We start from the raw sequence: 24,013 nt of genomic DNA on the forward strand, positions 1-24,013 counted from the left end.
TTCCGCCAATCGCGGCGCGGGCGTGGACCGGGCCCGTCTCGCCCGTCGGTCACCGCCTGGGCAGCCGTGGACGGCTTTGCTAGCTTCGGCCGCATGGTCGCCCAGTCCCTCAACTTCTCGTCGCGTCGCCATGTCGACCTGCGACGTGTGGGCACGGCCGCCTGTCGCCGGCCGGTGTGAGGCGAGCGGAGACGATCCGGGCGCCTCTTCAGCGCAGGCGCAGTGCCGGACCGGCCCCGAGGAAGTTCTCCATGCCCCGTACCGCTGTTTCTCCCCTGACGACGTCTCCTTCGTTCGCCGGAGCCCCGCCCTCCCCCGTCTCCCGTGTCGCGGACAGCGACCGGCGGCGGACCAGTGCCAGTGTGATCCTGCGGTCGGTGCTGGAGCACGGGCCGGTGGCCCGCAGCACCATCGCGCGGGTGACCGGGCTGTCCCCGGCGTCCGTCACCGACCACTGCGCGCGCCTGTCTGAGCTGGGGCTGATCCGGGAGTCGGCCGTGCCGCGGCGCAGCAACGGGGTGGGCCGCCCGCACGTCCCCGTGGATCTGGACGACTCGCGGTTCGTGGTGGGCGGGGTGCATGTCGCGGTGCCGTACACGACGGTCGCGCTGCTGGATCTGCGCGGGCGGGTGGTGGCGCGGCGCGAGCTGCGGCACGAGGGGCGCGAGGGCGCCGAGCCCGGCGCGGTGCTGGCGCGGGCCGCCGACGGGCTGGACGCGCTGCTCGGCGCGGCGCCCGGCTGCCGGGCGCTCGGGGTGGGCGTGGCCGTGGGCGGCTGGGTCGACCGGGACTCGGGGACCGTGGTCGAGCATCCGCTGCTGGGCTGGCGGGACGTGCCGGTGCGGGAGGTGTTCCGCGCCCGTACGGGGCTGCCGGTCCAGGTGGACGGGCACGCGCGGGCGCTGGTGAACGCCGAGCGGCTGTTCGGGCGGGCGGGCGGCAGGCGCAGTGTGCTGCATCTGTTCGCCGGCAACGTCGTCGACGCGGCGTTCGCCACCCATGACGAGGTGCACCACGGACCGCGCTCGCAGGCCGGCGCCATCGCGCATCTGCCGCTGGCCGGGGGCGTCGAGCCGTGCGAGTGCGGCCGGGTGGGCTGCCTCCAGGTGGAGCTGAGCGAGCGGACGCTGTGCCGGCGGGCCCGGGAGGCCGGGGTGATCGACGGGGTCGACCCGATGCACGTGATCGCCGCGGCAGCCGACGGGGACCCGGTGGCGGTGCGGCTGCTGGTGGGGCGGGCACGGCTGGTGGGGCGGGCCGCGGCGCTGCTCATGGACGTGCTCAACCCGGAGAGCGTGGTCGTCACCGAGGTGGGCGCGCTGCACCGGGAGGACTGCCTGGCCGCGCTGCGGGAGGAGGTCGGACCGGACCGGGCGGCGTCGGTCGCGCCGAGCAGCTTCCCGGACTCGGTGCTCGCGGTGGCGGGCGGCGCGGTGGCTCTCGACGTGCTCTACCGGGATCCGCTGGCGGTCTCCGCCCGGCTGCGGCCGGCCGCCTGAGCCGGGTCGACTTAATTCAGAAACTCCGAATGTTGACAGGGCTGGCACCCGGACAGGAACATCTTTCCCATGAGCTGTCGCACCCTCTGTTGCTGACGCCCCCGGCGCGCCGGGAGCGCGCCTTCCTCCCGCCTCACGACGCGGGAATCCACGCCTGATCAAGGTTGTGTGAATTCTTTTCCCGGGCTCTTTCGCGTCCGGAATTCCACCTGCGGTGTCCCTGCCTTTCCGCTGTTTTCCCCTGGGGGTCCTTCCATGCCTGTTTCCCGTGCGTCCGGCCTCGACCGGCGTCTCTTCCTCACCTCTCTGCTCGGCGTCACCGCCGCTGCCGCCGGACTGAGCGGATGCGCCGAGAGCAGCGCGGCCGCCGGGTCCGAGGCCGCCTCCACCGCCGCGATCCCGGCCACGGTGCCCGCCGGCACCAGCCTGCGGATCAGCTCCTTCCAGAACGTCCAGCAGCTCCAGTTCAAGCTGGCGAGACTGCCTGAACTGCCGTTCAAGGTGTCCAGTTGGCTGAACATCGGTGCCGGTCCCGACGTCATCAACGCGTTCCGCTCGAAGTCCCTGGACCTCGCCAACAACGCGGGCATCCCGCCGATCCAGGCGCACTACCAGGGCTTCGACGCGAAGATCGTCGCGATCAACCTCACCCGCAAGCCGAACTACCTCTTCGCCACCAAACCCGGCAGCGACATCGGGAGCGTCGCGGACTTCAAGGGCCGCAAGCTGGCGTTCTCGCAGGGCCAGGCGCAGGGGGTCGTCCTGCTGCGGGCGCTGAAGAAGGCGGGCCTGGAGTACGACGACGTGGACCTCGTGCCGCTGACGAGCAACCAGTTCCTCACCGCGCTGCAGTCCGGCCAGGTGGACATCGCGCCGCTGGCCAACAGCCAGGCCCCGGCCTATCTGAAGCAGTACGGGGCGAAGGGCGCCCACACCATCGCCACCGACGTCGTCGACCTGCTCAACCTGCTGTGGGCGCCGGTGTCCGTGCTGAACGACCCGGCCAGGGCCGCCGCGATCGCCGCGTACATCCCGCAGTGGGCCAAGGGCCTGGTCTGGCAGTGGGAGAACCCCGACATCTGGAACGACGAGTTCTACGTCAAGACGCAGAACCTGCGCCCGGAACAGGCCAAGGGGATCACCGCTCTCGCCAACAAGCCTCTCTTCTCGCCCAGTTGGAGCGAGGCGATCAAGTGGGAGCAGGAGACCGCGGATCTGCTCGCCGAGGGCGGGTTCGTGAAGAAGTTCGACGTCGCCGAGCTCTTCGACCACCGCTTCGAACACATCGCCGCCCAGTCCGTGCCGGCCGAGTACCGGAAGTGACCGCCATGACCGCCACCACACTGCACACGGCCACCGCCCCCACCGCCGTCTCCGACGAGCGCCCCCGGGATCGCCGCCGAAGGCTCGCGCCCGGAAAACAGCTCCCCGCCGCCCGGCTCACCGGCCCGCTGCTGCTGCTCGCCCTGTGGGCCGCCGCGTCCGCCGCCGGACGGCTCGACCCCGCCGCGATCCCTGCGCCCTGGACAGTGGTGGAGACCGGCGTCCGGCTGTGGACCGAGGGGACGCTGACCACCGACATCCTCACCTCGCTGCAACGGGCGGGCTCCGGCTTCGCGATCGGCCTGGCCGCCGGCGTGACGCTCGCGCTCGTCTCCGGGCTCTCCCGCACCGGTGAGGCGCTGATCGACGGGACGGTCAACCTCAACCGGGCCATCCCGACCCTCGGTCTGATCCCGCTGTTCATCCTCTGGCTGGGCATCGGCGAGACCTTCAAGATCGCGATCATCGCCATCGTCGTCTACGTCCCGATCTACCTCAACACGCATTCCGCGCTGGCCGGCATCGACCACCGGTTCGTCGAAGTCGCCGAGGTGCAGGGGCTGTCCAGGCTGCGGTTCATCCGGCAGATCGTGATCCCCGGCGCCCTGCCCGGCTTCTTCGTCGGACTGCGGCTCGGCGTGACCGGCTCCTGGCTGGGACTGGTGGTCCTGGAGCAGATCAACGCCACCAGCGGCCTCGGCTACATGATGTTCCAGGCCACGAACTACGGCCAGTCGGACGTCATCCTCGTCGGCCTGGTCGTCTACGGGATCTTCGGTCTGGTCTCCGACAGCGCGGTCCGCATCGTCGAACGGAGGGTGCTGTCGTGGCGACGCACTCTGAGCAACTGACCCGTCCCGCTGTCCGGTTGAGCGGGCTCACCCGCTCCTTCGACGGACGGACCGTCCTGGACGGCGTCGACCTGGACATCCCCGCCGGACAGTTCGTCGCCCTGCTCGGACACAGCGGCTCCGGCAAGTCCACCCTGCTGCGGGCGGTCGCGGGACTCGACCACGAGGTCACCGGCAGCGGGCAGCTGAGCGCGCCCGAAAGGGTGTCGGTCGTCTTCCAGGACTCCCGGCTGCTGCCCTGGCGGCGGGTGCTGCCCAACGTGCTCCTCGGCCTCGACGGCAAGGACGCCGAGGCCAAGGGCCGCGCCGCCCTCGCCGAGGTCGGCCTCGCGGGACGCGAGCGGGCCTGGCCCAACGAGCTGTCCGGCGGCGAGGCGCAGCGGGCGGCGCTGGCCCGCTCCCTGGTCCGCGAGCCCGAGCTGCTCCTCGCCGACGAGCCGTTCGGCGCGCTCGACGCGCTCACCCGGATCAGGATGCACACCCTGCTGCGCGAGCTGTGGGAGCACCACCGGCCCTCGGTGCTGCTGGTCACCCATGACGTTGACGAGGCGATCGTGCTCGCCGACCGGGTCCTCGTCCTGGAGCACGGCCGGATCGCCGTCGACCTGAGCGTCGACCGCCCGCACCCGCGCTCGTACCGGGACCCGCTGCTCGGGGAGTACCGCGAGCGGCTGCTGGCGGCACTGGGCGTCACCGAGGACATCGCCTGACCGGCGGCCTGGGTGGCCGTCCTGCGGGGGCTGCCGCCCCCACGCCCCCGCTTCGGCCCTGAACGGGCCTCGTCCTCGAACACCGGACGGGCTGGACAGCCCGGCCGGAACTTCAGAAGTCCTCCCCCTGTCCAGAGCAAGGGACACCCATGACCCGGCGACTGCACCTCAACGCCTTCCTGATGAACACCGGCCACCACGAGGCCTCCTGGCGGTCCCCGAGAGCGACCCCTACGCCCACGTCGAGCTGGGCCACTACGTCAGGCTCGCCAGAACCGCCGAACGCGGCGCCTTCGACTCCCTCTTCCTCGCCGACGGACCGCAGCTGTGGGGCGGCATCGCCCAGCGCCCGGCCGGCGCGCTGGAGCCGCTCACGCTGCTGACCGCGCTGGCCACGGCGACCGAGCACATCGGCCTGATCGCGACCGCGTCCACCTCCTACAACTCCCCCTACAACCTGGCCCGCAAGTTCGCCTCGCTGGACATCATCAGCGGCGGCCGGGCCGGCTGGAACATCGTCACCACCGCGGGCGCCGAGGCCGCCCGCAACTTCGGTCTCGACGCCGAGCCCGCCCACGCCGAGCGGTACGCCCGCGCCGCCGAGTTCCTCGACGTGGCGCTGAAGCTGTGGGACAGCTGGGAGGACGACGCGATCGTCGCCGACAAGGCGGCCGGCGTGTGGGGCGACGACGCGAAGATCCATCCCCCCCGGCACAGGGGCCGCTACTTCAGCGTCGAGGGCGCCCTCAACGTCCCCCGCTCGCCGCAGGGGCACCCGCTGCTGGTGCAGGCCGGGTCCTCGCAGGACGGCAAGGCGTTCGCGGCCCGCTACGCGGAGGCCGTCTTCACCGCCCAGCAGACCATCGAGGACGCGCGGGCCTTCTACGCCGGCCTCAAATCGCTCACGGCGGCGGCCGGCCGGGACCCCGAGCACATCAAGGTGCTGCCCGGGATCGTGCCGGTGCTCGGCTCGACGCAGGCGGAGGCACTGGCGAACGAGCGGCTGCTGGAGGACCACATCGTCCACGAGCACGGCGTCCGGCGGCTGGAGCAGCTGCTCCGACTGGAGCCCGGGACACTGGAGCTGGACGCCGAGCTGCCCGCCGGCCTGCCGTCCGAGGACGCCGTCGAAGGCGCCAAGAGCCGTTACACGCTCGTCGTCGCTCTGGCCCGGCGCGAACGGCTCACCGTGCGGCAGCTGATCGGGCGGCTCGGCGGCGGCCGAGGTCACCTCACCGTCGCCGGGACGCCCGAGCAGGTCGCCGACACGATCGAGACCTGGTTCACCCAGGGCGCCGCCGACGGCTTCAACATCATGCCCGCGGTCCTGCCCTCCGGTCTGGAGGCCTTCGTCGACCACGTCGTCCCGATCCTGCGCGTCCGCGGCCTGCTCCGCACGGAGTACGGCGGCCGCCACACCCTGCGGGAGCGCTACGGCCTGCCCCGCCCCGCCAACCAGTACGTCCACACCCCCGCCCTGGTCTGAAAGGACACCCCATGAGCGACATCAGGATCACCAAGGTCACCGCGAACATCGGCGCCCGCGTCTCCGGCGTCGACATCTCCCGCCCCCTCGACGAGGAGAGCGTCGCCGCCGTCCGCGAGGCCCTCAACGTCCACAAGGCGCTGGTCTTCGACGACGTGAACCTCGACGACGAGGGCCACCAGGCGTTCGTCCGCCACTTCGGCGACCTGACCACCGCCCATCCGACGGTCGGCGCGGTGGAGGGCTCGCCGAACGTGCTGCCCGTGGACAGCGAGAGGGGCCGCGCCAACCACTGGCACACCGATGTCACCTTCGTGCTCAACCCGCCGCAGGCCACCACGCTGCGCAGCATCACCGTCCCGCCGTACGGCGGCGAGACCCTGATCGCCAGCTCGGCCGCCGCCTACCGCGACCTGCCCGAACCGCTGCGCCGGCTGGCGGACGGCCTGTGGGCGGAGCACACCAACGACTACGACTACGCCGTCCCTAACGAGGCGTTCGACGAGGAACAGGCCGCCCAGCGCGCCCAGTTCACCTCGATCAAGTACCGCACCGCCCACCCCGTGGTGCGGGTCCACCCGCTGACCGGTGAACGCGGGCTGTTCATCGGCGGGTTCGCGCAGCGGATCGTCGGCCTGTCGGTGGGCGAGTCCCGCAAGATCCTTGACCTGCTCCAGTCGTACGTGATCCGCCCGGAGAACGTCCTGCGCCACCACTGGTCGCCGAACCAGCTGGTGATCTTCGACAACCGCATCACCCAGCACTACGCCGTCGACAACTACGACGGGCAGCCGCGCCGGCTGCACCGGGTGACCCTCGCCGGGGACGTCCCGGTGGGCGTCGACGGCGGGAGGAGCAGGTCGGTGGAGGGGGACGCGGCGCACTACACGCCCGTGGCCGCGGCCGTGCCGGCTGCGGCGGCCCGGGAGGCGGCGACCGTAGCGGCGTAGACACGGTCGGTCCGGCAGATGTCCGGATAGTGGTCGGCCCCCACGCCGGTGCGCGGGGGCCGACCAGACTGGCGGCGTTTTTTGCCCTCTACGCATTGGACGAGTCGCGCCCATGCCCAGCACCACCACCGACGCTCCCCCGGAGTCGGACGCCGCCCTGTCCCACGGCCTGAAACAGCGCCACCTGTCGATGATCGCCCTCGGCGGGGTCATCGGCGCGGGACTGTTCGTCGGTTCCGGCGAGGGCATCGCCGCCGCCGGCCCTTCGATCGTCCTCGCCTACACCCTCTCCGGCCTGCTGGTGATGCTGGTGATGCGGATGCTGGGCGAGATGTCGGCCGCGTACCCGTCGTCGGGCTCCTTCTCGGCGCACGCCGAGCGGGCGATCGGGCCGTGGGCGGGCTTCACCGCCGGGTGGTCGTTCTGGGTGCTGCTGTGCACGGCCGTCGGCCTGGAGGGCATCGGCGCGGCGGAGATCGTCACCGGCTGGCTGCCGGGCACGCCGCAGTGGGCGTGGGTGGCGCTGTTCATGGCGGTCTTCTGCGGGGCGAACCTGGCCGCGGTGAAGAACTTCGGCGAGTTCGAGTTCTGGTTCGCGGCCCTCAAGGTCGGTGCGATCACCCTGTTCCTGGTGCTGGGCGTGCTGGCGATCGCCGGGGTCCTGCCCGGCACGGACTCCCCGGGGACCGCGCACCTCGCCGACTTCTTCCCCAACGGCGGTGAGGGCCTGGTCGTGGGCCTGCTCGCCTCGGTCTTCGCCTACGGCGGTCTGGAGACGGTCACCATCGCCGCCGCCGAGTCGCCGGACCCGGTGCGCGGTGTGGCGAGCGCGGTCCGCACGGCGATGTGGCGCATCGGGCTGTTCTACGTCGGCTCGATGGCGGTCGTCGTCACCCTCGTCCCGTGGAACGACCCGAAGGTCGCGGAGGAAGGCCCGTACGTCGCCGCCCTGGACCAGCTGGGCATCCCGGGCGCCGGTCAGCTGATGAAGGTCGTGGTCCTGGCCGCCCTGCTGTCGGCGATGAACGCCAACGTCTACGGCGCCTCGCGGATCGCCTACTCGCTGGTGCGGCGCGGGCAGGGCCCGAAGGCGCTGGGCCGGGTCTCGGGCGGGGTGCCGCGGGTCGGCGTCCTCGCCTCGTGCGCGTTCGGGTTCGTGTGCGTGCTGCTCAGCTACTGGCGGCCCGACGACGTCTTCCCCTGGCTGCTGAACATGATCGGCGCGGTGATCCTGGTCGTCTGGGCGTTCGTCGCCGTCTCCCAGCTGCGGCTGCGCGGCCGGCTGGAGCGGGAGGCGCCGGAGCGGCTGACGGTGCGGATGTGGGCGTTCCCGCTGCTGACCTGGGTCTCGCTGGCGGGCATGGCGGCGGTGCTGGTGTTGATGGCCCGGGAGCCGCACACGCGCGTGCAGCTGTACTCGACGGGGGCGATGACGGTGTTGCTGGCGGTGGCCGGCTACCTCTGGCAGCGCAGGCGCACCGCGCCCTGACGCCCCCGGCCCGACGAGCGAGGCCCCTGTGCGAGCGGCACGGGGGCCTCGCTCGTCTTTCGGTCGGCGGCGGGCGCGATCGCCGGACGCTGTCCGCGCCGGACTGTTTGTTGCTACCGTGCAGTTGCAAGCAGCTCGCAATAAGCTGTGCGGGACGCCCTGCCTCGTGATCGTCTTCTCACCCTTCACGGCGGCGGGCGGAAAGAAGGAGACCCCCGCGAGGACGTGACTCGCGGGGGTCTCCCGTCTCAGGACCCGATGAGGGCCGCACCTCACAGGTTGCTGAAGTCCGGGCCCTTCGTCCGAGTCCGCTTGAGCTCGTAGAAGCCGGGGACGGAGGCGACCGCGAGGGTGCCGTCCCACAGGCGGGCGGCCTCCTCACCCTGCGGGGCGGGGGTGACGACCGGGCCGAAGAACGCGATCTGCTCGCCGTCGGTGCCGGGCACCGCGATGACCGGGGTGCCGACGTCCTGGCCGACCTTCTCTATGCCCTCCTTGTGGGAGGCGCGCAGCTCGGCGTCGAACTCGAAGTTCTCCTGGTCGGCGTAGTCGATGAGGTCGGCGGGCAGTCCGACGTCGGCGAGCGCGCCGGCGATGGCCTCCGGGGTGGGGCCCTCGCCGTTGTTGTGGAAGCGGGTGCCGAGCGCGGTGTAGAGCGGGCCGAGGACGTCGGCGCCGTGCTTCTGCCAGGCGGCGGTCACCACGCGGACCGGCTTCCACGCCTTGGTGGCGAGCATCTCGCGGTATTCCTCGGGGAGTTCGTCGAGCTTGTCCTCGTTGAGGACGGCGAGGCTCATCACATGCCAGCGGACCTCGATGTCGCGGACCTTCTCCACTTCCAGAACCCAGCGGGAGGTCATCCAGGCCCAGGGGCACAGCGGGTCGAACCAGAAGTCGACGGGGGTCTTGCCGGCGGTGGCGCTCTCGGACATGTCTCTCCTCGGCAGGAAGCGTTTGGGGGTGGAACGCGCCGCCCGGGCAGGTCATTCCCCGGTGTTCCCGGTCAGGGGCGCATGGCAGGATCGGTGCTGTCCTGCGACTTGCGTCAACGCCCGAGGGAGTACCGCCCGTGCCCGGTGAGAACCTGTCCCGCGACGAGGCCCGGGAGCGGGCCGCCCTGCTGTCCGTCGACGGGTACGACGTGTCCCTCGACGTGCGGTCGGCGGTGGACGACCCGGCGGGAGGCGGCCAGGGGGCCGGGGAGGGTCCGCGCACCTTCCGCTCCGTCACCACGATCCGCTTCCGCTGCAACGAGCCGGGCGCCTCGAGCTTCGCCGACCTCGTTGCCCCGAGCGTGACCGCCGTCACCCTCAACGGGCGCGATCTGGACCCCGGCGAGGTCTTCGACGGCTCCCGCATCCTGCTGGAGGACCTGGCCGCGGAGAACGAGCTGGTCGTCGACGCGCAGTGCGCGTACTCCCGCACCGGCGAGGGCCTGCACCGCTTCGTCGACCCCGAGGACGGCGAGGTCTACCTCTACACGCAGTACGAGCCGGCCGACTCCCGCCGGGTCCTCACCACTTTCGAACAGCCCGACCTGAAAGCGCCGTTCCGCTTCGAGGTGCGGGCGCCCGAGGACTGGGTGGTGTGGAGCAACGGCGTGGGCGAGCGCACCGACGGGGTGTGGCGGTTCGCCGAGACGAAGCCGATCTCGACGTACATCACCTGCGTGGTGGCGGGCCCGTACCACTACGTCACGGATCGCTACGAGCGGACGTTCGAGGACGGCACCCGCTTGGAGATCCCCCTCGGCGCCCTGTGCCGCAAGGGCCTCGCGCCGCACTTCGACGCCGACGACGTCTTCGAGATCACCAAGCAGGGCCTGGACTTCTTCCACGACCATCTCGACTACCCGTACCCCTTCGGCAAGTACGACCAGGCGTTCGTCCCCGAGTACAACCTCGGCGCGATGGAGAACCCGGGGCTGGTGACCTTCCGCGAGGAGTACATCTTCCGCGGCAAGGTGACGCGGACGTCGTACGAGGCGCGGGCCAACGTCATCCTGCACGAGATGGCGCACATGTGGTTCGGCGACCTGGTCACCATGCAGTGGTGGGACGACCTGTGGCTGAAGGAGTCGTTCGCCGACTTCATGGGCTCCTTCTCGATGGTCGGGGCGACCCGCTTCACCGACGGCTGGATCACCTTCGCCAACCGCCGCAAGGCCTGGGCCTACCGCGCCGACCAGCTGCCGTCCACCCATCCGATCACCGCCGACATCCGCGACCTGCAGGACGCCAAGCTCAACTTCGACGGCATCACCTACGCCAAGGGCGCGTCCGTCCTGAAGCAGCTCGTGGCCTACGTCGGGCAGGACGCCTTCCTGGAGGGCGCCCGGCGCTACTTCAAGCGGCACGCGTACGGCAACACGCGCCTGGGCGACCTGCTGTCGGTGCTGGCCGAGACCAGCGGGCGGGACATGGGCGCGTGGGCGCGGTCCTGGCTCCAGACGGCCGGCGTCAACTCGCTGACCCCGCAGGTGCTGCTGGACGCCTCGGGGCGGATCGACGAGCTGGCGGTGCTCCAGGAGGCCGCCGAATCCCATCCCGAGCTGCGCCCGCACCGGGTGGCGATCGGCCTGTACCGCCTGCGGGAGGGCCGGCTGGAGCGGTACGCCCGCGCCGAAGTGGACGTCGACGGTCCGCGCACGCTGGTGACGGAGCTGGCGGGGGCGGACGCGCCGGAGCTGGTCCTGGTCAACGACGAGGACCTGACGTACTGCAAGATCCGCTTCGACGACACCTCGCTGGCGACCCTCAAGGCCCACCTCGGGGACGTCACCGACCCGCTGGCACGCGCCCTGTGCTGGTCCGCGCTGTGGAACCTGACCCGGGACGCGCTGCTGCCGGCGCGGGACTTCGTGGACCTGGTGCTGCGGTTCGCGGGGCGCGAGTCCGACATCGGGGTGCTCCAGATGCTGCACGCCTGGGCCGGCTCGGCCCTCGTGCACTACGTGAGTCCCGCGTGGCGGCCGGTCGGCGAGCGGCTGCTGGCCGAGGGCGCGCTGGCCGAGCTGCGGTCGGCCGGGCCGGGCGGCGAACACCAGCTGGCGTGGGCGCGGTTCTGGGCGTCGGTGGCCTCCTCGGCGGAGGACTTCGAGCTGCTGCGGGGGCTGCTGGACGGCACCGCGAAGATCGACGGCCTGGACGTGGACCAGGAGCTGCGCTGGGCCTTCCTGGAGCCGCTGGCCGCGCACGGCGTCGTGGACGAGGGTGTGCTCGCCGCCGAACTGGCCCGCGACGACACGGCGTCGGGCAAGCGGCACCAGGTCCGCTGCCTGGCCGCCCGCCCCTCGGCGGCGGTCAAGGCGCAGGCGTGGGCGCAGCTCGTGGAGTCGGACGCGCTGTCCAACGCGCTGGTGGAGGCGACGATCGCGGGCTTCGCGCAGCCCTCGCAGCGGGAGCTGCTCGCGCCGTACGCGCCGAGGTACTTCGAGGTGATCGACCGGATCTGGGAGGAGCGGTCCATCCAGATCGCGATGCACGTGGTCAGGGGGCTCTTCCCGGACCTCCAGGACTCCCCCGGCACGCTGGAGGCGACGGACGCGTGGCTCGCGGCGCACGAGTCGGCGCCGCCGGCGCTGCGCCGGCTGGTGCTGGAGGCGCGGGACGACCTGGCGCGGGCGCTGCGCGGGCAGGCCTGTGACGCGGCCGCCGAGGTTGGCGCCGACTGACGCACGGGGGCTGCCATGGAAGCCCGAGCTCTGGCCTGAGATCCGGCGGTCCGTGACCGTTACGGAATGCAGGCAATCCGACCCGTAACCCCTGGCTCCCGTCTTGCGGACCAGGGGTTTCCGGTGCCTACTCGGCATCCGAACACCCGTCCTTTAGTGCGGGCTTGTCCTCATTTGTCGACGAGCGTGTAACAGCGGTTACAGGGCGGTTCGGACGCGGGAACCTCCCAGGCATGAACCACAACACCCCCCTCCCCCCGGCCTCGCCCCGCCCCCTGCGTCACCTCTCGGACGTCCAGCGCCGGGTCATGACGACGGCCCAGCTCCGCGCGCACGGCGTCTCCCCCGCCGCGGCGGGCGAGCAGTGCCGCGCCGGCGGCCCCTGGCAGCAGCTCCTGCCCGGCGTGTTCCTGCTCCACCCCGGACCGCCGACCAGCGAGGAGCGGCTGCACTCGGTGCTGCTGTACGCGGCCCGCGAGACGTCGCCCTCCGGGGTGCCGGCTCAGCCGGGCGCCGGGGAGCCGCACCGCCCGGTGTACGCGGAGGCGATGATCACAGGCCTGGCGGCGCTGACGCTGCACGGCTTCCCCTCCGCGCCCCCGCTGCCCTCCCTGGAGCGGATCGACGTCCTGGTCCCCTGCCGGCGGCGGCTGCGCTCGGCGGGCTGCGCCCACGTCCTGCGCACGCCGGACCTGCCCGTCGCCGAGGAGGCCACCGGGCTCCCGGTGGCGCCGGTGCCGCGCGCGCTGGCGGACGCGGTGGCGGGGCTGACGGACGCGGGGGCGGTCCGGCGGCTGCTGTCCGACGCGGTGCGCGGGGGGTACTGCGAACCGGCCGCGGTGGTACGTGAGTTGAAGCTGGCGAAGCTGCTGGGCCGGCCGCATGTGGTGGCCGCGGTGGACGCGCTGCTGGCCGAGGGGCGGTCGATCGCGGAGGACCGCCTGTACGCGATGGTGCGCCACCACGGTCTGCCGGACCCGGTGTGGAACGTGGACCTGCGGCTGCCGGGCGGCCCGCACCTCGGCGGGGTGGACGCGTACTGGCCGGAGCAGGCGGTGGCGGTGGAGCTGGACACCCGCGCGCCCCGGCCCCGGCGCCGGCCGGACGACGGGCCCGACGCCGGGCAGGAGGACGACGCGATGTGGTCGGAGTACGCGCGCAAGCGGGAGCACCTGGAGCGGCTCGGCATCACCGTCGTGCACATCACGCCGAGGAAGCTGCGGGAGTGCATGGAGCAGCAGGCGGCGGTGGTGCGCACCGCCCTGATGGCCTCGGGGGACCGCGATCCGGCCGCGTACGTCGTGGTACTGCCCCAGTAGTGGGGCGACGAGCCGACAGCAGGAGGGGAGAGGAGGGGCCGCCGGGCCGAGGGAGTTCGCGCCCCTCAGGCCGGCGGCCCCTCCTCGTGTCACCGGTCCGTCCGGTGCGGACTCACTCCCCGGGCGTCGCGGGCACCCGTCCGTTCGCCGGGCGTTCCCGCCACAGGCGCAGCGCCGTGTCGATCAGCGGCACCCGGGTGAGGGCGGGCACATCGGCCAGGTCGTGCCAGGCGGCCGTGTCGGTGGAGCCGCCGATCTCGTCGCGCAGTTCCCCGCCGACGATCCGCCCTTCGTAGACGATGCGCACACCGTGGTGGTCGACGGGAGCGCGCAGCCGTTCACCGCGCAGGACATGGCGGAAGGAGTCGACGCCGAGCAGGCCAGTCACCTCGATGCGGTACCCGGTCTCCTCCTCCAGTTCGCGCACGACGGTGTCGTGCGGGTCCTCGCCGTGCTCCATCCCGCCGCCGGGCAGCACCCACTCGAAGGTGCCGCCGGGGGCCGGTGAGCGGGCGAGCAGGAGCCGGCCGTCACGGACGCAGACGGCGTAGGCCGCCACCCTCAACTTCTCGCGCATCGGTGCAGGTTACCCAGGCTCCGGCGAACGGACGCCTCGCGGACGGGACTTGGGGCGGGCGAGGGTCTCCGGCGAACCTTGAAGCCGTCAAGGGGCGTTTCGTCCGGGTTGGGCGCTCATCTCCGCAATGGCCATCGGGGGTTTTCCCCATACGTCCATATCGATTCGGTCAACTCTCCCCAAACATCCATCCCTTGCGTAAAGCTGCGTGCTCGTCCGGGATCGCGTTCCGGACGTGCGCGACCGGACGGGGAACGGACCTGGTCGCGCGCTGATCGTTCCTTACCGACAAGGGATGCCGATGACCCACACCCCCCAGCGCGAACCGATACCGGGCGCAAGACGCGCGGCCCGCATAGCCGTGGCCGCGGGTCTGGTGGCCGCGCTGTCGGCCGCCGGGCCGATACCCCTGGCCTTCTCCGCCGACCAGCCCTCGGCCGCCGCCGACCCGGGCGTGAAGTCGGCCGCCGACAAGCTCGGCTCCGACGACGCCGACCTCCTCGCCGAAGCCAAGGCCGCCGGCGACAAGAACGTCACGCTGATGGTCGCGACGGCTCCGGGCAGCACCGAGCAGGTCGCCGAGAAGCTGGACGCCGTCGACGGCGCCTCCGTGGGCCGCTCCTACGACAAGCTCGGCTACGTCCGCGCCACCGTGCCCACGGCCAAGGCGGACTCGGTGATCGCCGCCGCCGGGAAGCTGTCCTCGGTGCACGCGATCGACCTCAAGCAGGACATCGTCCTCGACGACCCGACGCCCGCCGCGGACACCGCGAAGGGTGCGAGCGCCGCCAAGGCCCCCAAGCCGTACCCGGCGCCGGGCAAGCAGACGCCCGCCGAGAACCCGTACAACCCGTCCTTCGAGACGGGCGCCGTCGACTTCGTCGACGACCACGCGCAGTGGGACGGCCGCGGCGTCACCATCGGCGTCCTGGACTCCGGCGTCGACCTCTCGCACCCCGCGCTGCAGAAGACCACCACCGGCGAGCGCAAGATCGTCGACTGGGTCACCTCCACCGACCCGATCGTCGACAACGACCTCAGCTGGCGCCCGATGACGAGCACCGTCTCCGGCCCGAGCTTCGTCTACGGCGGCCGCACCTGGACCGCGCCGGCCGGGACGTACTCCATCAACCTGTTCCGCGAGTCGGCCACCGCCGGCGGCGACCAGCAGGGCGACGTCAACCGCGACGGCGACAAGACCGACGCCTGGGGCGTGCTCTACAACGCCGCCGCCGGCACGGTCACCGTCGACCTGAACAACAACGGCGACTTCACCGACGACACCGCGATGAAGCCGTACAAGAACGGCTTCCAGGTCGGCTACTTCGGCACCGACAACCCGGCGACCGACGTCGCCGAGCGGATCCCGTTCGTGGTGGAGATCCGCAAGGACGTCCCGATGGACCCGTACGGCGGGGACTGGGTCGGCAAGAAGGCCGACTTCGTCAACATCGGCATGATCTCCAGCGAGCACGGCACCCACGTCGCCGGCATCACCGCCGCCAACAGCCTGTTCGGCGGGAAGATGAACGGCGCCGCCCCCGGCGCGAAGATCGTCTCCTCCCGCGCCTGTGTCTTCGGCCCCGGCTGCACCAACGTCGCGCTCACCGAGGGCATGATCGACCTCGTCGTCAACCGCGGCGTCGACATCGTCAACATGTCGATCGGCGGCCTGCCGGCGCTCAACGACGGCAACAACGCGCGCGCCGAGCTCTACACGCGCCTCATCGACACCTACGGCGTCCAGCTCGTGATCTCCGCGGGCAACGAGGGCCCCGGCGCCAACACCATCGGCGACCCCGGCCTGGCCGACAAGGTCATCTCCGTCGGCGCGGCCATCTCCCAGAAGACCTGGGCCGCCAACTACGGCTCGCAGGTCGACAAGAAGTACGCGCTGCTGCCGTTCTCCTCGCGCGGCCCGCGTGAGGACGGCGGCTTCACGCCGACCCTCGTCGCCCCCGGCGCCGCGATCAACACCATCCAGACCTGGCTGCCGGGCGCCCCGGTCGCCGAGTCGGGCTACACCCTGCCGGCCGGCTACGCCATGCTCCAGGGCACCTCGATGGCCTCCCCGCAGGCAGCCGGCGCCTCGGCGCTGCTGCTGAGCGCCGCCAAGGCGAAGGGCATCAAGCTGACGCCCGCCGACCTGCGCACGGCGCTCACCTCGACCGCCCACCACATCAAGGACCTCCAGGCCTACGAGGAGGGCGCGGGCGCCATCGACATCGTGGACGCCTGGGACGCCATCGAGGACGGCGCCACCGCCCACGAGTACACGGTCAAGGCCCCCGTCGACACCGCGATCGACGCCGCGCTGAAGACCCCCGGCTTCGGCACCGGCATCTACGACCGCGAGGGCGGCCTGAAGACCGGTGAGAAGAGGGTCTACGACGTCACCATCACCCGCACCACCGGTGCCGACAAGGCGATCCGCCACAGCCTCGACCTGAAGAACAACGCGGACCACACCTTCAAGATCCTCGGCCCGGACGAGGTGACGCTGCCGCTGAACAAGCCGGTGACCGTCCAGATCCAGGCCAGGGCGAAGGCCGTCGGCATCAAGAGCGCGATCCTCGAGGTCGACGACCCGGCGACCGAGGGCGTCGACAAGCAGATCCTCAACACGGTCGTCGCCGCCACGCCGGTGGCGCACACCTTCACCGCGAAGAGCAGCGTGCAGCGCAACAGCTCGGAGCACTACTTCCTGACCGTGCCCGAGGGCGCCACCTCCCTGGAGGTCGCGATCGGCGGTCTGAAGGACAAGAGCCAGACCCGGTTCATCTCGATCCACCCGTACGGTGTCGCCGTCGAGGACAGCGCCACCATCTACTGCTACAACAACTACCTCGACGGCAACGGCTGCAAGCCGGACGCCCGCTCCTACGCCGACCCGCAGCCGGGCGTCTGGGAGATCGAGGTCGAGTCGCGCCGCACCTCGCCGCTGCTCGACAACCCCTACCAGCTGGACGTCACCGTCTTCGGCGCCACGTTCGACCCGGCGACCGTGACCGTGCCCGAGGCGAAGGTCGGCACGCCGGCCGCCGTCTCCTGGAAGGTGAAGAACAACTTCGCGGCGTTCGAGGGCGCGCCGGTGGGCGGCCCGCTGGGCTCCTCCAAGGCGGCCCGGCCGACCATCGCCAACCACGAGACGCACACCACCACGGTCGAGGTGCCCGCGGGCGCCAAGTCCCTGGACGTCTCCATCGGCAAGGTCTCCGACGCCTCCGCCGACCTCGACCTGACGGTGTTCGACGCCGCCGGCAACCAGGTCGCGCAGCAGGCCGACGGCGACTCGGAGGAGGCGGTCTCCATCCCGTCGCCCGCCGCCGGCACGTACACCATCGAGGTCGCCGGCTACTCGGTCCCGGCCGGCACCACGGCCTACGACTACCTGGACGTGTTCTTCTCCTCGGCTCTCGGCGCCGTCGCCGTCGACGGGTCGACGCCGGTGAAGCTGGCCACGGGCGCCACGGCGACGGTCTCCGCGACCGTCACCGCCCTGGCCCCCGCGCCGGAGGGCCGGGCGTTCTTCGGCCGGGTCCAGCTGAAGAACGCGCGCGGCACGGTCGCGGGCACGGGCAGCGTGGCGATCGAGAAGGTCGTGCCGTAACCGCACCCAGTGTGTGACGGCACAGTGTGAGGGGCGGGCGTCCGTGAGGGCGCCCGCCCCTTCGTCATCCGCAGCTCACCCCGTCGGTGCGGGGCAGCGTGCGTTCGATCGCCGCCCGCTCGGCGGCGATGTCCGCCGAGCCGACCGCCCACACCTCCGGCGACGCCGAGTCCCGCGACTGGCCGGCCAGGACGTGGTCGCCCTCGGCGACGAGCGGGTCCATGTCCGGCGCCAGCACGACGTCCACCTCGCCCGCCGCCGGCCGCCCCGGCAGGTAGGAGCGGGTCACCCGCAGCGTGACCCGGTCCCCTCCGGTGCCGCCGACCGGGACGACGTCCGTCACCTCCCCCTCGACGACGAAGCGGGCGCAGGCGAGGTAGCCCGGGTCGCCCAGCGGGCTGCCGGTCGACCTCGCGCCGGGCTCGGCCGCGCCCGCCTCGCCCTCGGCCGTGGTGTCGGCCGCGCCGCTGTCGGCGCTCTTCGACGAGCTGAGCGTGCTCACCCCCTCGCCCACCTGCACGACCAGCCACCCGGCCCCGGCGACGATCGCACCGGCGGCGGCGAGGGCGAGGGCGCGCGCGGCACGTCGGCGGACGGGGCGCGGCCTCAGTACCGGGGCGGGCCCGGACGTGAGCGTGTCCTCCGTGCGCTCGGCGGGCCGGGTCAGGGTGTCCGCGACGACGCCCAGTTGCTCGCGCAGCACCGCCAGGTCGGCCGTCGCCGCCCGGTGCGCGGCCAGGAAGGCGGGGTCGGCGCGGGACTCCTCGGGCAGGGGTGTGCCCAGGATCGCGGCCATCAGGGGGTCGGTGCCCTCCTTGTCGTCGTAGCCGTCGTAGCCGTCGTAGCCGTCGACATCGGCTTCGCCTTCGCCGAAGGTCTCTTCGCTGTCGCGTCCGGTGCTCATGTCACACCACCTCGTCCTCGTGCAGGCGGGCGCGCAGGGCCCGGACCGCCGTGTGCAGGCGGCTCTTGACCGTGCCCTCCGGCACGCCCAGCTCGAGGGCGATGGAGCGCACCGGCAGATCGGCGTAGAAACGCAGGACGAGGACCTGACGCTGGGCGTCGGGCAGCTCGTCCAGACCGCGGGCGACGGCGAGGGAGAGCACGCTGGTCTCCTCGCCGGAGGGATGCTCGTGCTGGCGCAGGGACGCCAGGCGCTCGCCGACGCGTTCCTGCCGGCGCTTGGCCCGGTGCCAGTCCATGGCCAGGTTGGAGGCGACGACGGCCGCCCACGCGGAGACGTCCCGCGGCGCCTCGTCCCCCTTCGCCGCCCGCTCCAGCAGCCGCAGCCGGACCTGCTGCACCCCGTCCGGCAGGTCCGACTGCGGAACCCCGCCCAGCGCGAGAACCGCCCGCACCCGGCGTTCCTGCGCCGCGTCCAGCGGGTCGTCGTCCGCGCGCGCCCCCTGCACGCGCCGCCCTCTTCCGCGCAGCACACGCCACCCCCTCCACCGCGTTTCTCCTGTGACGCGGGGAGACCGTGGAACGTTCGAGGGGGCTTTCCACACCCGTCGAGGCGTACGTCACACCACTGTGTGAGAGGGGGCGGGACGGGCAGGCGAGCTTGCGGCGCGGGCCCGTCCGCAGGCGATTTTCTGCAGCTCGGGCGGGGTGCGCACCGCAGTTCCGCAACCAGGGACCGGACCGCCGCGTCCCATTCCTCGGGCGCCGCGGGCAAAGAACTGGACAGGCGGGCCGGTGTCGGCCGCATGATGGAAAGGCCTCGGCCACGCCGTGCGGTCCGTGAAGAGCCGCCGCGCCGCAGAGGACCGTAGAAGGCGGCAGCAAGCCGTGAACAGACAGGGAGTCGTCGTGAGGGTCGGAATCGTCGGAGCCACCGGTCAGGTCGGCACGGTCATGCGCAAGATCCTCAAGGAGCGCGACTTCCCGGTCACCGAGCTGCGCCTGTTCGCCTCGGCCCGTTCCGCGGGCTCCGAGCTGGACGGCGTGACGGTGGAGGACGCGGCGACCGCCGACTACTCCGGCCTGGACATCGTGCTGTTCTCGGCGGGCGGCGCGACCTCGAAGGCGCTGGCCGAGAAGGTCGCCTCGCAGGGCGCCGTCGTGATCGACAACTCCTCCGCGTGGCGCCGTGACCGGGACGTGCCCCTGGTGGTGTCCGAGGTGAACCCGCACGCGATCGCCCACCGCCCCAAGGGCATCATCGCCAACCCGAACTGCACGACGATGGCCGCGATGCCCGTGCTGCGGCCGCTGCACGCCGAGGCGGGCCTCGAAGCCCTCGTCGTCGCCACCTACCAGGCGGTGTCCGGCTCGGGCCTCGCGGGCGTCGCCGAACTGCACGGCCAGGCGCAGAAGGTGATCGCCGACGCCGACCGCCTCACCCACGACGGCGAGGCCGTCGACTTCCCCGAGCCGCAGGTCTACCAGCGGCCCATCGCCTTCAACGTCGTCCCGCTCGCCGGCTCGATCGTCGACGACGGCCTGAACGAGACGGACGAGGAGCAGAAGCTCCGCCACGAGTCCCGCAAGATCCTGGAGATCCCGGAGCTGAAGGTCTCCGGCACCTGTGTGCGCGTGCCGGTGTTCTCCGGCCACTCCCTCCAGGTCAACGCCCGTTTCGCGCGTCCGATCAGCGCCGCTCGCGCGACGGAGATCCTCAAGGACGCCGAGGGCGTCGTCCTCACCGACATCCCGACCCCGCTGCAGGCGGCCGGCAAGGACCCCTCCTACGTGGGCCGCATCCGCGAGGACGAGACCGTGGAGAACGGCCTCTCCCTGTTCCTCTCCAACGACAACCTCCGCAAGGGCGCGGCCCTGAACGCGGTCCAGATCGCGGAGCTGGTGGCGGCCGAGCTGAAGGGCTGACGTACGGCCTCAGCCTCGGCGCACCTCGTAGAGGAAGCAGCCGTACTCGACGGCCCGGACGTGGACGAGTGCCACGGCCGGGTCGTCGAACGCTTTCCGGAAGGCCTCGGCGAGGCCGCCGGCCGGTACGAGAGCGCCGCCCAGTATGCGGCCCGCGGCCGAGTAGCGGCGGACCGTGCGGTGGGCGTCCGCGAAGGGGAGCGTGTCGCCGGCCGCCGGACCCGGACACGGGCCTGCGTGGACGAAGACGGGGCCCTGCTCGTCGTAGGGGCCCGGGTCGGCGCCCGTCCCGGCCGCCCAGCGGCGCAGAGGGGCGTAGGAGACGAGCGCGAGCCGCTCGCCCGGCTCGCTGCGGCGCAGGCAGCAGCGGAGCGGGTCGCCGCCCTCGTGGTCGGTGAAGGGCTCGGCCGGGCGGCCCGCGTCGTCCGTGACGCGCAGCTCCTGAAGGGCGCCGGGCTCGACGGGCCGTGCGGTGTACGTGTGGATCGTGAACGTCATGCGTGCCAGGCTCCCGCCCGGCGGCCCGCGCCACCGGCGGGATCCGGACGTCGTGCTCCCCGGCCGCCGAAGGGCGCCCCGGCGGGGCGCCCTTCGCCGCGTACGGGCCGCTAGCGCGCGTCCGCCGCCTGGGCCTTCAGCGCGCGCTCCACGCCCGCGCGGGCCTCGGAGACCAGGCGGCGCAGGGCCGCGCCGGGCTCGGCGGAGGCCAGCCAGGCGTCGGTCTTGCGCAGGGTCTCCTCGGAGACCTGGAGGGCCGGGTAGAGGCCGACGACGATCTGCTGGGCGATCTCGTGCGACCGCTCCTCCCAGATGTCCTTGACCACGTCGAAGTACCGGTCCGTGTATGGCTCGAGCAGCTCACGCTGGTCGGTCTGGACGAAGCCGCCGATCACGGCCTCCTGGAGCGCGTTGGGCAGCTTGTCGGACTCGACGACCTGCGCCCACGCCTCCGCCTTGGCCTCCGCCGTGGGGCGGGAGGCGCGGGCGGTCGCCGCGTGGCGCTCGCCGGCGGCGGTCTTGTCGCGCTCGTACTCGGCGGCGATCTCGCTCTCGTCGAAACGGCCGACCGCCGCGAGCCGCTGCACGAACGCCCAGCGCAGCTCGGTGTCGACGGTGAGGCCCTCGATGGTCTGCGAGCCGTCCAGCAGGGCGTCGAGGAGGTCGAGCTGCTCGGGCGTGCGGGCGGTCGCCGCGAACGCGCGGGCCCACGCCAGCTGGTGGTCGCTGCCCGCCTCGGCGGACCGCAGGTGGGCCAGCGTGGCGTCGGTCCACCGGGTCAGCAGGGTCTCGCGGGCGGCGGGGTCCGCGTACAGGTCGACGGCGAGCTTGACCTGCCGGTGCAGCGACTGCACCACACCGATGTCGGACTCCTTGCCGATGCCGGACAGCGCCAGCGACAGGTAGTCGCGGGTGGGCAGTTCGGCGTCGCGGGTCATGTCCCAGGCCGAGGCCCAGCACAGCGCGCGCGGCAGGGACGCCTCGAAGTCGCCGAGGTGCTCGGTGACGAAGGCGAGGGACTGCTCGTCGAGGCGGACCTTGGCGTACGACAGGTCGTCGTCGTTGAGCAGGACCACGTCCGGGCGGCGCTTGCCCACCAGTTGCGGCACGGCGGTCAGTTCGCCGTCCACGTCCAGTTCCACGCGCTCCTCGCGCACCAGCTTGCCGCTGCCCTCGTCGAGGCCGTAGAAGCCGACGGCGATGCGGTGCGGGCGCAGCGTCGGCTCGCCCTTGGCGCCGGCGGGCAGCGCGGGGGCCTCCTGGCGCACGGCGAAGGAGGTGATGACCCCTTCGGCGTCCGTCTCGATCTCGGGACGCAGCACGTTGATGCCGGCCGTCTCCAGCCACGCCTTCGACCAGGCCTTGAGGTCACGGCCGGAGGTCTCCTCCAGCGCGCCGAGGAGGTCGGTCAGGCGCGTGTTGCCGTAGGCGTGGCGCTTGAAGTAGGCCTGCACGCCCTTGAAGAACTCGTCCATGCCGACGTAGGCGACGAGCTGCTTGAGGACGGACGCGCCCTTGGCGTACGTGATGCCGTCGAAGTTGACCAGGACATCGTCCAGGTCGTTGATCTCCGCCATGATCGGGTGCGTGGACGGCAGTTGGTCCTGCCGGTAGGCCCACGTCTTCATCGAGTTGGCGAAGGTGGTCCAGGAGTGCGGCCAGCGGCTGTCCGGCGCGTAGGCCTGGCAGGCGATCGAGGTGTAGGTGGCGAACGACTCGTTGAGCCACAGGTCGTTCCACCACTCCATGGTGACCAGGTCGCCGAACCACATGTGGGCCAGCTCGTGCAGGATGGTCTCGGCGCGCAGCTCGTACGCCGCGTCCGTCACCTTCGAGCGGAACACGTACTGGTCGCGGATGGTGACCGCGCCCGCGTTCTCCATCGCGCCCGCGTTGAACTCCGGCACGAACAGCTGGTCGTACTTCCCGAAGGGGTAACGGAAGTCGAACTTCTCCTGGAACCAGTCGAAGCCCTGCCGGGTGACCTCGAAGATCGCGTCGGAGTCGAGGAACTCGGCGAGGGAGGGCCGGCAGTAGATGCCGAGCGGCACCGACTGCCCGTCCTTCTCGTACACGCTGTGCACGGAGTGGTACGGCCCGACGATGAGCGCCGTGATGTACGTCGAGATGCGGGGCGTCGGCTCGAAGACCCAGACGTCGTCCTTGGGTTCGGGCGTCGGGGAGTTGGAGACGACGGTCCAGCCGCTCGGCGCCTTCACCGTGAACTGGAAGGTGCCCTTGAGGTCTGGCTGTTCGAAGGAGGCGAAGACGCGGCGGGCGTCCGGGACCTCGAACTGGGTGTACAGGTAGGCCTGTTCGTCGACGGGGTCGACGAACCGGTGCAGTCCCTCACCGGTGTTGGTGTAGGCGCAGTCGGCGACGACGCGCAGGACGTTGCGGCCCTCCAGCAGGGAGGGCAGAGCGATCCGGGAGTCGGCGAAGACCTGGGCCGGGTCCAGGGACTCGCCGTTCAGCGTCACCTCGTGGACGGTGGGGGCGACCAGGTCGATGAAGGACTCGGCGCCGCCTTCCGAGACGTCGAAGCGCACCGTGGTCGCGGACCGGTAGGTGCCGCCCTCCTGCGCGCCGGAGAGGTCGAGATCGATCTCGTACGAGTCAACGGTGAGCAGCTTCGCCCGCTGCTGCGCCTCTTCGCGAGTCAGGTTTGTGCCAGGCACGCGGTCATCTCCTCGGTATGAGTGGTTGCGTCATCCTTCCACGGAGGGACCGCCCGGGGCGACGACCGCGGACACGACCGAAGGCCCCGGGTCACGCGTGACATGCGCGGCTCCGGGGCCCTCGGGAAGCGTCCAGTGGGTCCGGCGGGGGGCTCGGACCGGCGCGGCTCAGGCCTTGGCGCTCGCCTCGCCCTTGACCGTGATGTTGGAGCTGGTGTCGTCGTGACGGTCCTTGGAACGGTCCAGGACCCACACCAGGCCGGCGATGATCGCGAACAGCGCGAGCGGCGTCACCACGTAGAGGCCCAGCGTCTCGCCGACGCTCAGGCCCGGACCGGGGTCGTCGCCGTCGTCGCGGGTGACAGCGAGCGCGGGGGACGACAGGAGCAGCATCATCAGCGTCGTACCGGCCGCCAGGGTGCCGGCGCGCAGGGCGTTCTTCTTGTCCACGGTGCAAAAGTAGCGAACGCGGGGGGAGGACGCGCGTCCGGGGTGCCTTATGCCGGCTCCGGCCACCCCCC

General features: G+C 72.0%; 17 protein-coding genes and 1 pseudogene. 11 read left to right on the top strand and 7 right to left on the bottom strand.

Annotation, left to right across the window (positions count from 1 at the left end):
* Positions 1 to 251: 251 nt before the first annotated feature.
* From ACIOC0_RS12680 to ACIOC0_RS12710, 7 genes and pseudogenes are all read left to right on the top strand, one after another.
* Positions 252 to 1,499: an ROK family protein gene (locus ACIOC0_RS12680; protein WP_402155024.1), complete on the top strand. Its 1,248-nt coding sequence runs from the start codon at positions 252 to 254 to the stop codon at positions 1,497 to 1,499.
* Positions 1,500 to 1,754: 255 nt separating this feature from the next.
* Positions 1,755 to 2,822, top strand: a complete 1,068-nt coding sequence (locus ACIOC0_RS12685) for an ABC transporter substrate-binding protein (protein WP_402155025.1) — start codon at positions 1,755 to 1,757, stop codon at positions 2,820 to 2,822.
* Between the two features lie 5 nt (positions 2,823 to 2,827).
* Entirely contained in the window at positions 2,828 to 3,673 is an 846-nt protein-coding gene (locus ACIOC0_RS12690) for an ABC transporter permease (RefSeq protein ID WP_402155026.1), read from the top strand.
* Positions 3,649 to 4,383: an ABC transporter ATP-binding protein gene (locus tag ACIOC0_RS12695; protein ID WP_402155027.1), complete on the top strand. Its 735-nt coding sequence runs from the start codon at positions 3,649 to 3,651 to the stop codon at positions 4,381 to 4,383. Before ACIOC0_RS12690 ends, ACIOC0_RS12695 begins: the two co-directional genes overlap by 25 nt.
* 149 nt (positions 4,384 to 4,532) lie before the next feature.
* Positions 4,533 to 5,869: pseudogene (locus ACIOC0_RS12700) on the top strand (LLM class flavin-dependent oxidoreductase).
* An 11-nt stretch (positions 5,870 to 5,880) separates the two neighbouring features.
* The gene (locus tag ACIOC0_RS12705; protein ID WP_402155028.1) at positions 5,881 to 6,819 is read left to right on the top strand and encodes a TauD/TfdA dioxygenase family protein; all 939 of its coding nucleotides are present in this window, start codon (positions 5,881 to 5,883) and stop codon (positions 6,817 to 6,819) included.
* A 112-nt stretch (positions 6,820 to 6,931) separates the two neighbouring features.
* Positions 6,932 to 8,308 (top strand): amino acid permease, encoded by a 1,377-nt coding sequence (locus tag ACIOC0_RS12710; RefSeq protein ID WP_402155029.1) that lies wholly within the window; start codon positions 6,932 to 6,934, stop codon positions 8,306 to 8,308.
* Positions 8,309 to 8,580: 272 nt separating this feature from the next.
* Here ACIOC0_RS12710 and ACIOC0_RS12715 read toward each other — a convergent pair whose 3' ends face one another.
* Positions 8,581 to 9,240 (bottom strand): DsbA family protein, encoded by a 660-nt coding sequence (locus ACIOC0_RS12715; RefSeq protein ID WP_402155030.1) that lies wholly within the window; start codon positions 9,238 to 9,240, stop codon positions 8,581 to 8,583.
* A gap of 137 nt (positions 9,241 to 9,377) precedes the next feature.
* On the opposite strand from ACIOC0_RS12715, the gene pepN (ACIOC0_RS12720) reads away from it, so the two are divergent.
* Together pepN (ACIOC0_RS12720) and ACIOC0_RS12725 are read left to right on the top strand one after the other, a co-directional pair.
* Positions 9,378 to 11,981, top strand: coding sequence for an aminopeptidase N (gene pepN / locus ACIOC0_RS12720; RefSeq protein ID WP_402155031.1), 2,604 nt, complete (start codon positions 9,378 to 9,380; stop codon positions 11,979 to 11,981).
* A 233-nt stretch (positions 11,982 to 12,214) separates the two neighbouring features.
* Positions 12,215 to 13,300, top strand: coding sequence for a hypothetical protein (locus ACIOC0_RS12725; RefSeq protein ID WP_402155032.1), 1,086 nt, complete (start codon positions 12,215 to 12,217; stop codon positions 13,298 to 13,300).
* A 112-nt stretch (positions 13,301 to 13,412) separates the two neighbouring features.
* Here the strand turns inward: ACIOC0_RS12725 and ACIOC0_RS12730 are convergent, their stop codons facing one another.
* Complete coding sequence (locus ACIOC0_RS12730) at positions 13,413 to 13,877, bottom strand: NUDIX hydrolase (protein ID WP_402155033.1); 465 nt, start codon at positions 13,875 to 13,877, stop codon at positions 13,413 to 13,415.
* Positions 13,878 to 14,178: 301 nt separating this feature from the next.
* On the opposite strand from ACIOC0_RS12730, the gene ACIOC0_RS12735 reads away from it, so the two are divergent.
* Positions 14,179 to 17,487, top strand: a complete 3,309-nt coding sequence (locus ACIOC0_RS12735) for a S8 family serine peptidase (RefSeq protein WP_402155034.1) — start codon at positions 14,179 to 14,181, stop codon at positions 17,485 to 17,487.
* Between the two features lie 64 nt (positions 17,488 to 17,551).
* On the opposite strand, the gene ACIOC0_RS12740 is transcribed toward ACIOC0_RS12735, so the two are convergent.
* Positions 17,552 to 18,391: a hypothetical protein gene (locus ACIOC0_RS12740; protein WP_402155035.1), complete on the bottom strand. Its 840-nt coding sequence runs from the start codon at positions 18,389 to 18,391 to the stop codon at positions 17,552 to 17,554.
* Between the two features lies 1 nt (position 18,392).
* Positions 18,393 to 18,923, bottom strand: a complete 531-nt coding sequence (locus ACIOC0_RS12745; protein WP_402155037.1) for a sigma-70 family RNA polymerase sigma factor — start codon at positions 18,921 to 18,923, stop codon at positions 18,393 to 18,395.
* A gap of 376 nt (positions 18,924 to 19,299) precedes the next feature.
* Between ACIOC0_RS12745 and ACIOC0_RS12750 the strand changes: the two genes are divergently transcribed.
* Complete coding sequence (locus ACIOC0_RS12750; RefSeq protein WP_402155038.1) at positions 19,300 to 20,316, top strand: aspartate-semialdehyde dehydrogenase; 1,017 nt, start codon at positions 19,300 to 19,302, stop codon at positions 20,314 to 20,316.
* A 9-nt stretch (positions 20,317 to 20,325) separates the two neighbouring features.
* Here the strand turns inward: ACIOC0_RS12750 and ACIOC0_RS12755 are convergent, their stop codons facing one another.
* The 3 genes from ACIOC0_RS12755 to ACIOC0_RS12765 all read right to left on the bottom strand — a co-directional run bounded on the left by ACIOC0_RS12755 (position 20,326) and on the right by ACIOC0_RS12765 (position 23,942).
* Positions 20,326 to 20,814, bottom strand: a complete 489-nt coding sequence (locus tag ACIOC0_RS12755; RefSeq protein WP_402155039.1) for a DUF1203 domain-containing protein — start codon at positions 20,812 to 20,814, stop codon at positions 20,326 to 20,328.
* Between the two features lie 110 nt (positions 20,815 to 20,924).
* Positions 20,925 to 23,492 (bottom strand): aminopeptidase N, encoded by a 2,568-nt coding sequence (gene pepN / locus ACIOC0_RS12760; RefSeq protein WP_402155040.1) that lies wholly within the window; start codon positions 23,490 to 23,492, stop codon positions 20,925 to 20,927.
* Between the two features lie 168 nt (positions 23,493 to 23,660).
* Positions 23,661 to 23,942, bottom strand: a complete 282-nt coding sequence (locus ACIOC0_RS12765) for a hypothetical protein (RefSeq protein ID WP_402155041.1) — start codon at positions 23,940 to 23,942, stop codon at positions 23,661 to 23,663.
* Positions 23,943 to 24,013: the final 71 nt, after the last annotated feature.

It is taken from the genome of Streptomyces sp. NPDC088254, from assembly GCF_044740925.1.
Classification (GTDB): domain Bacteria; phylum Actinomycetota; class Actinomycetes; order Streptomycetales; family Streptomycetaceae; genus Streptomyces.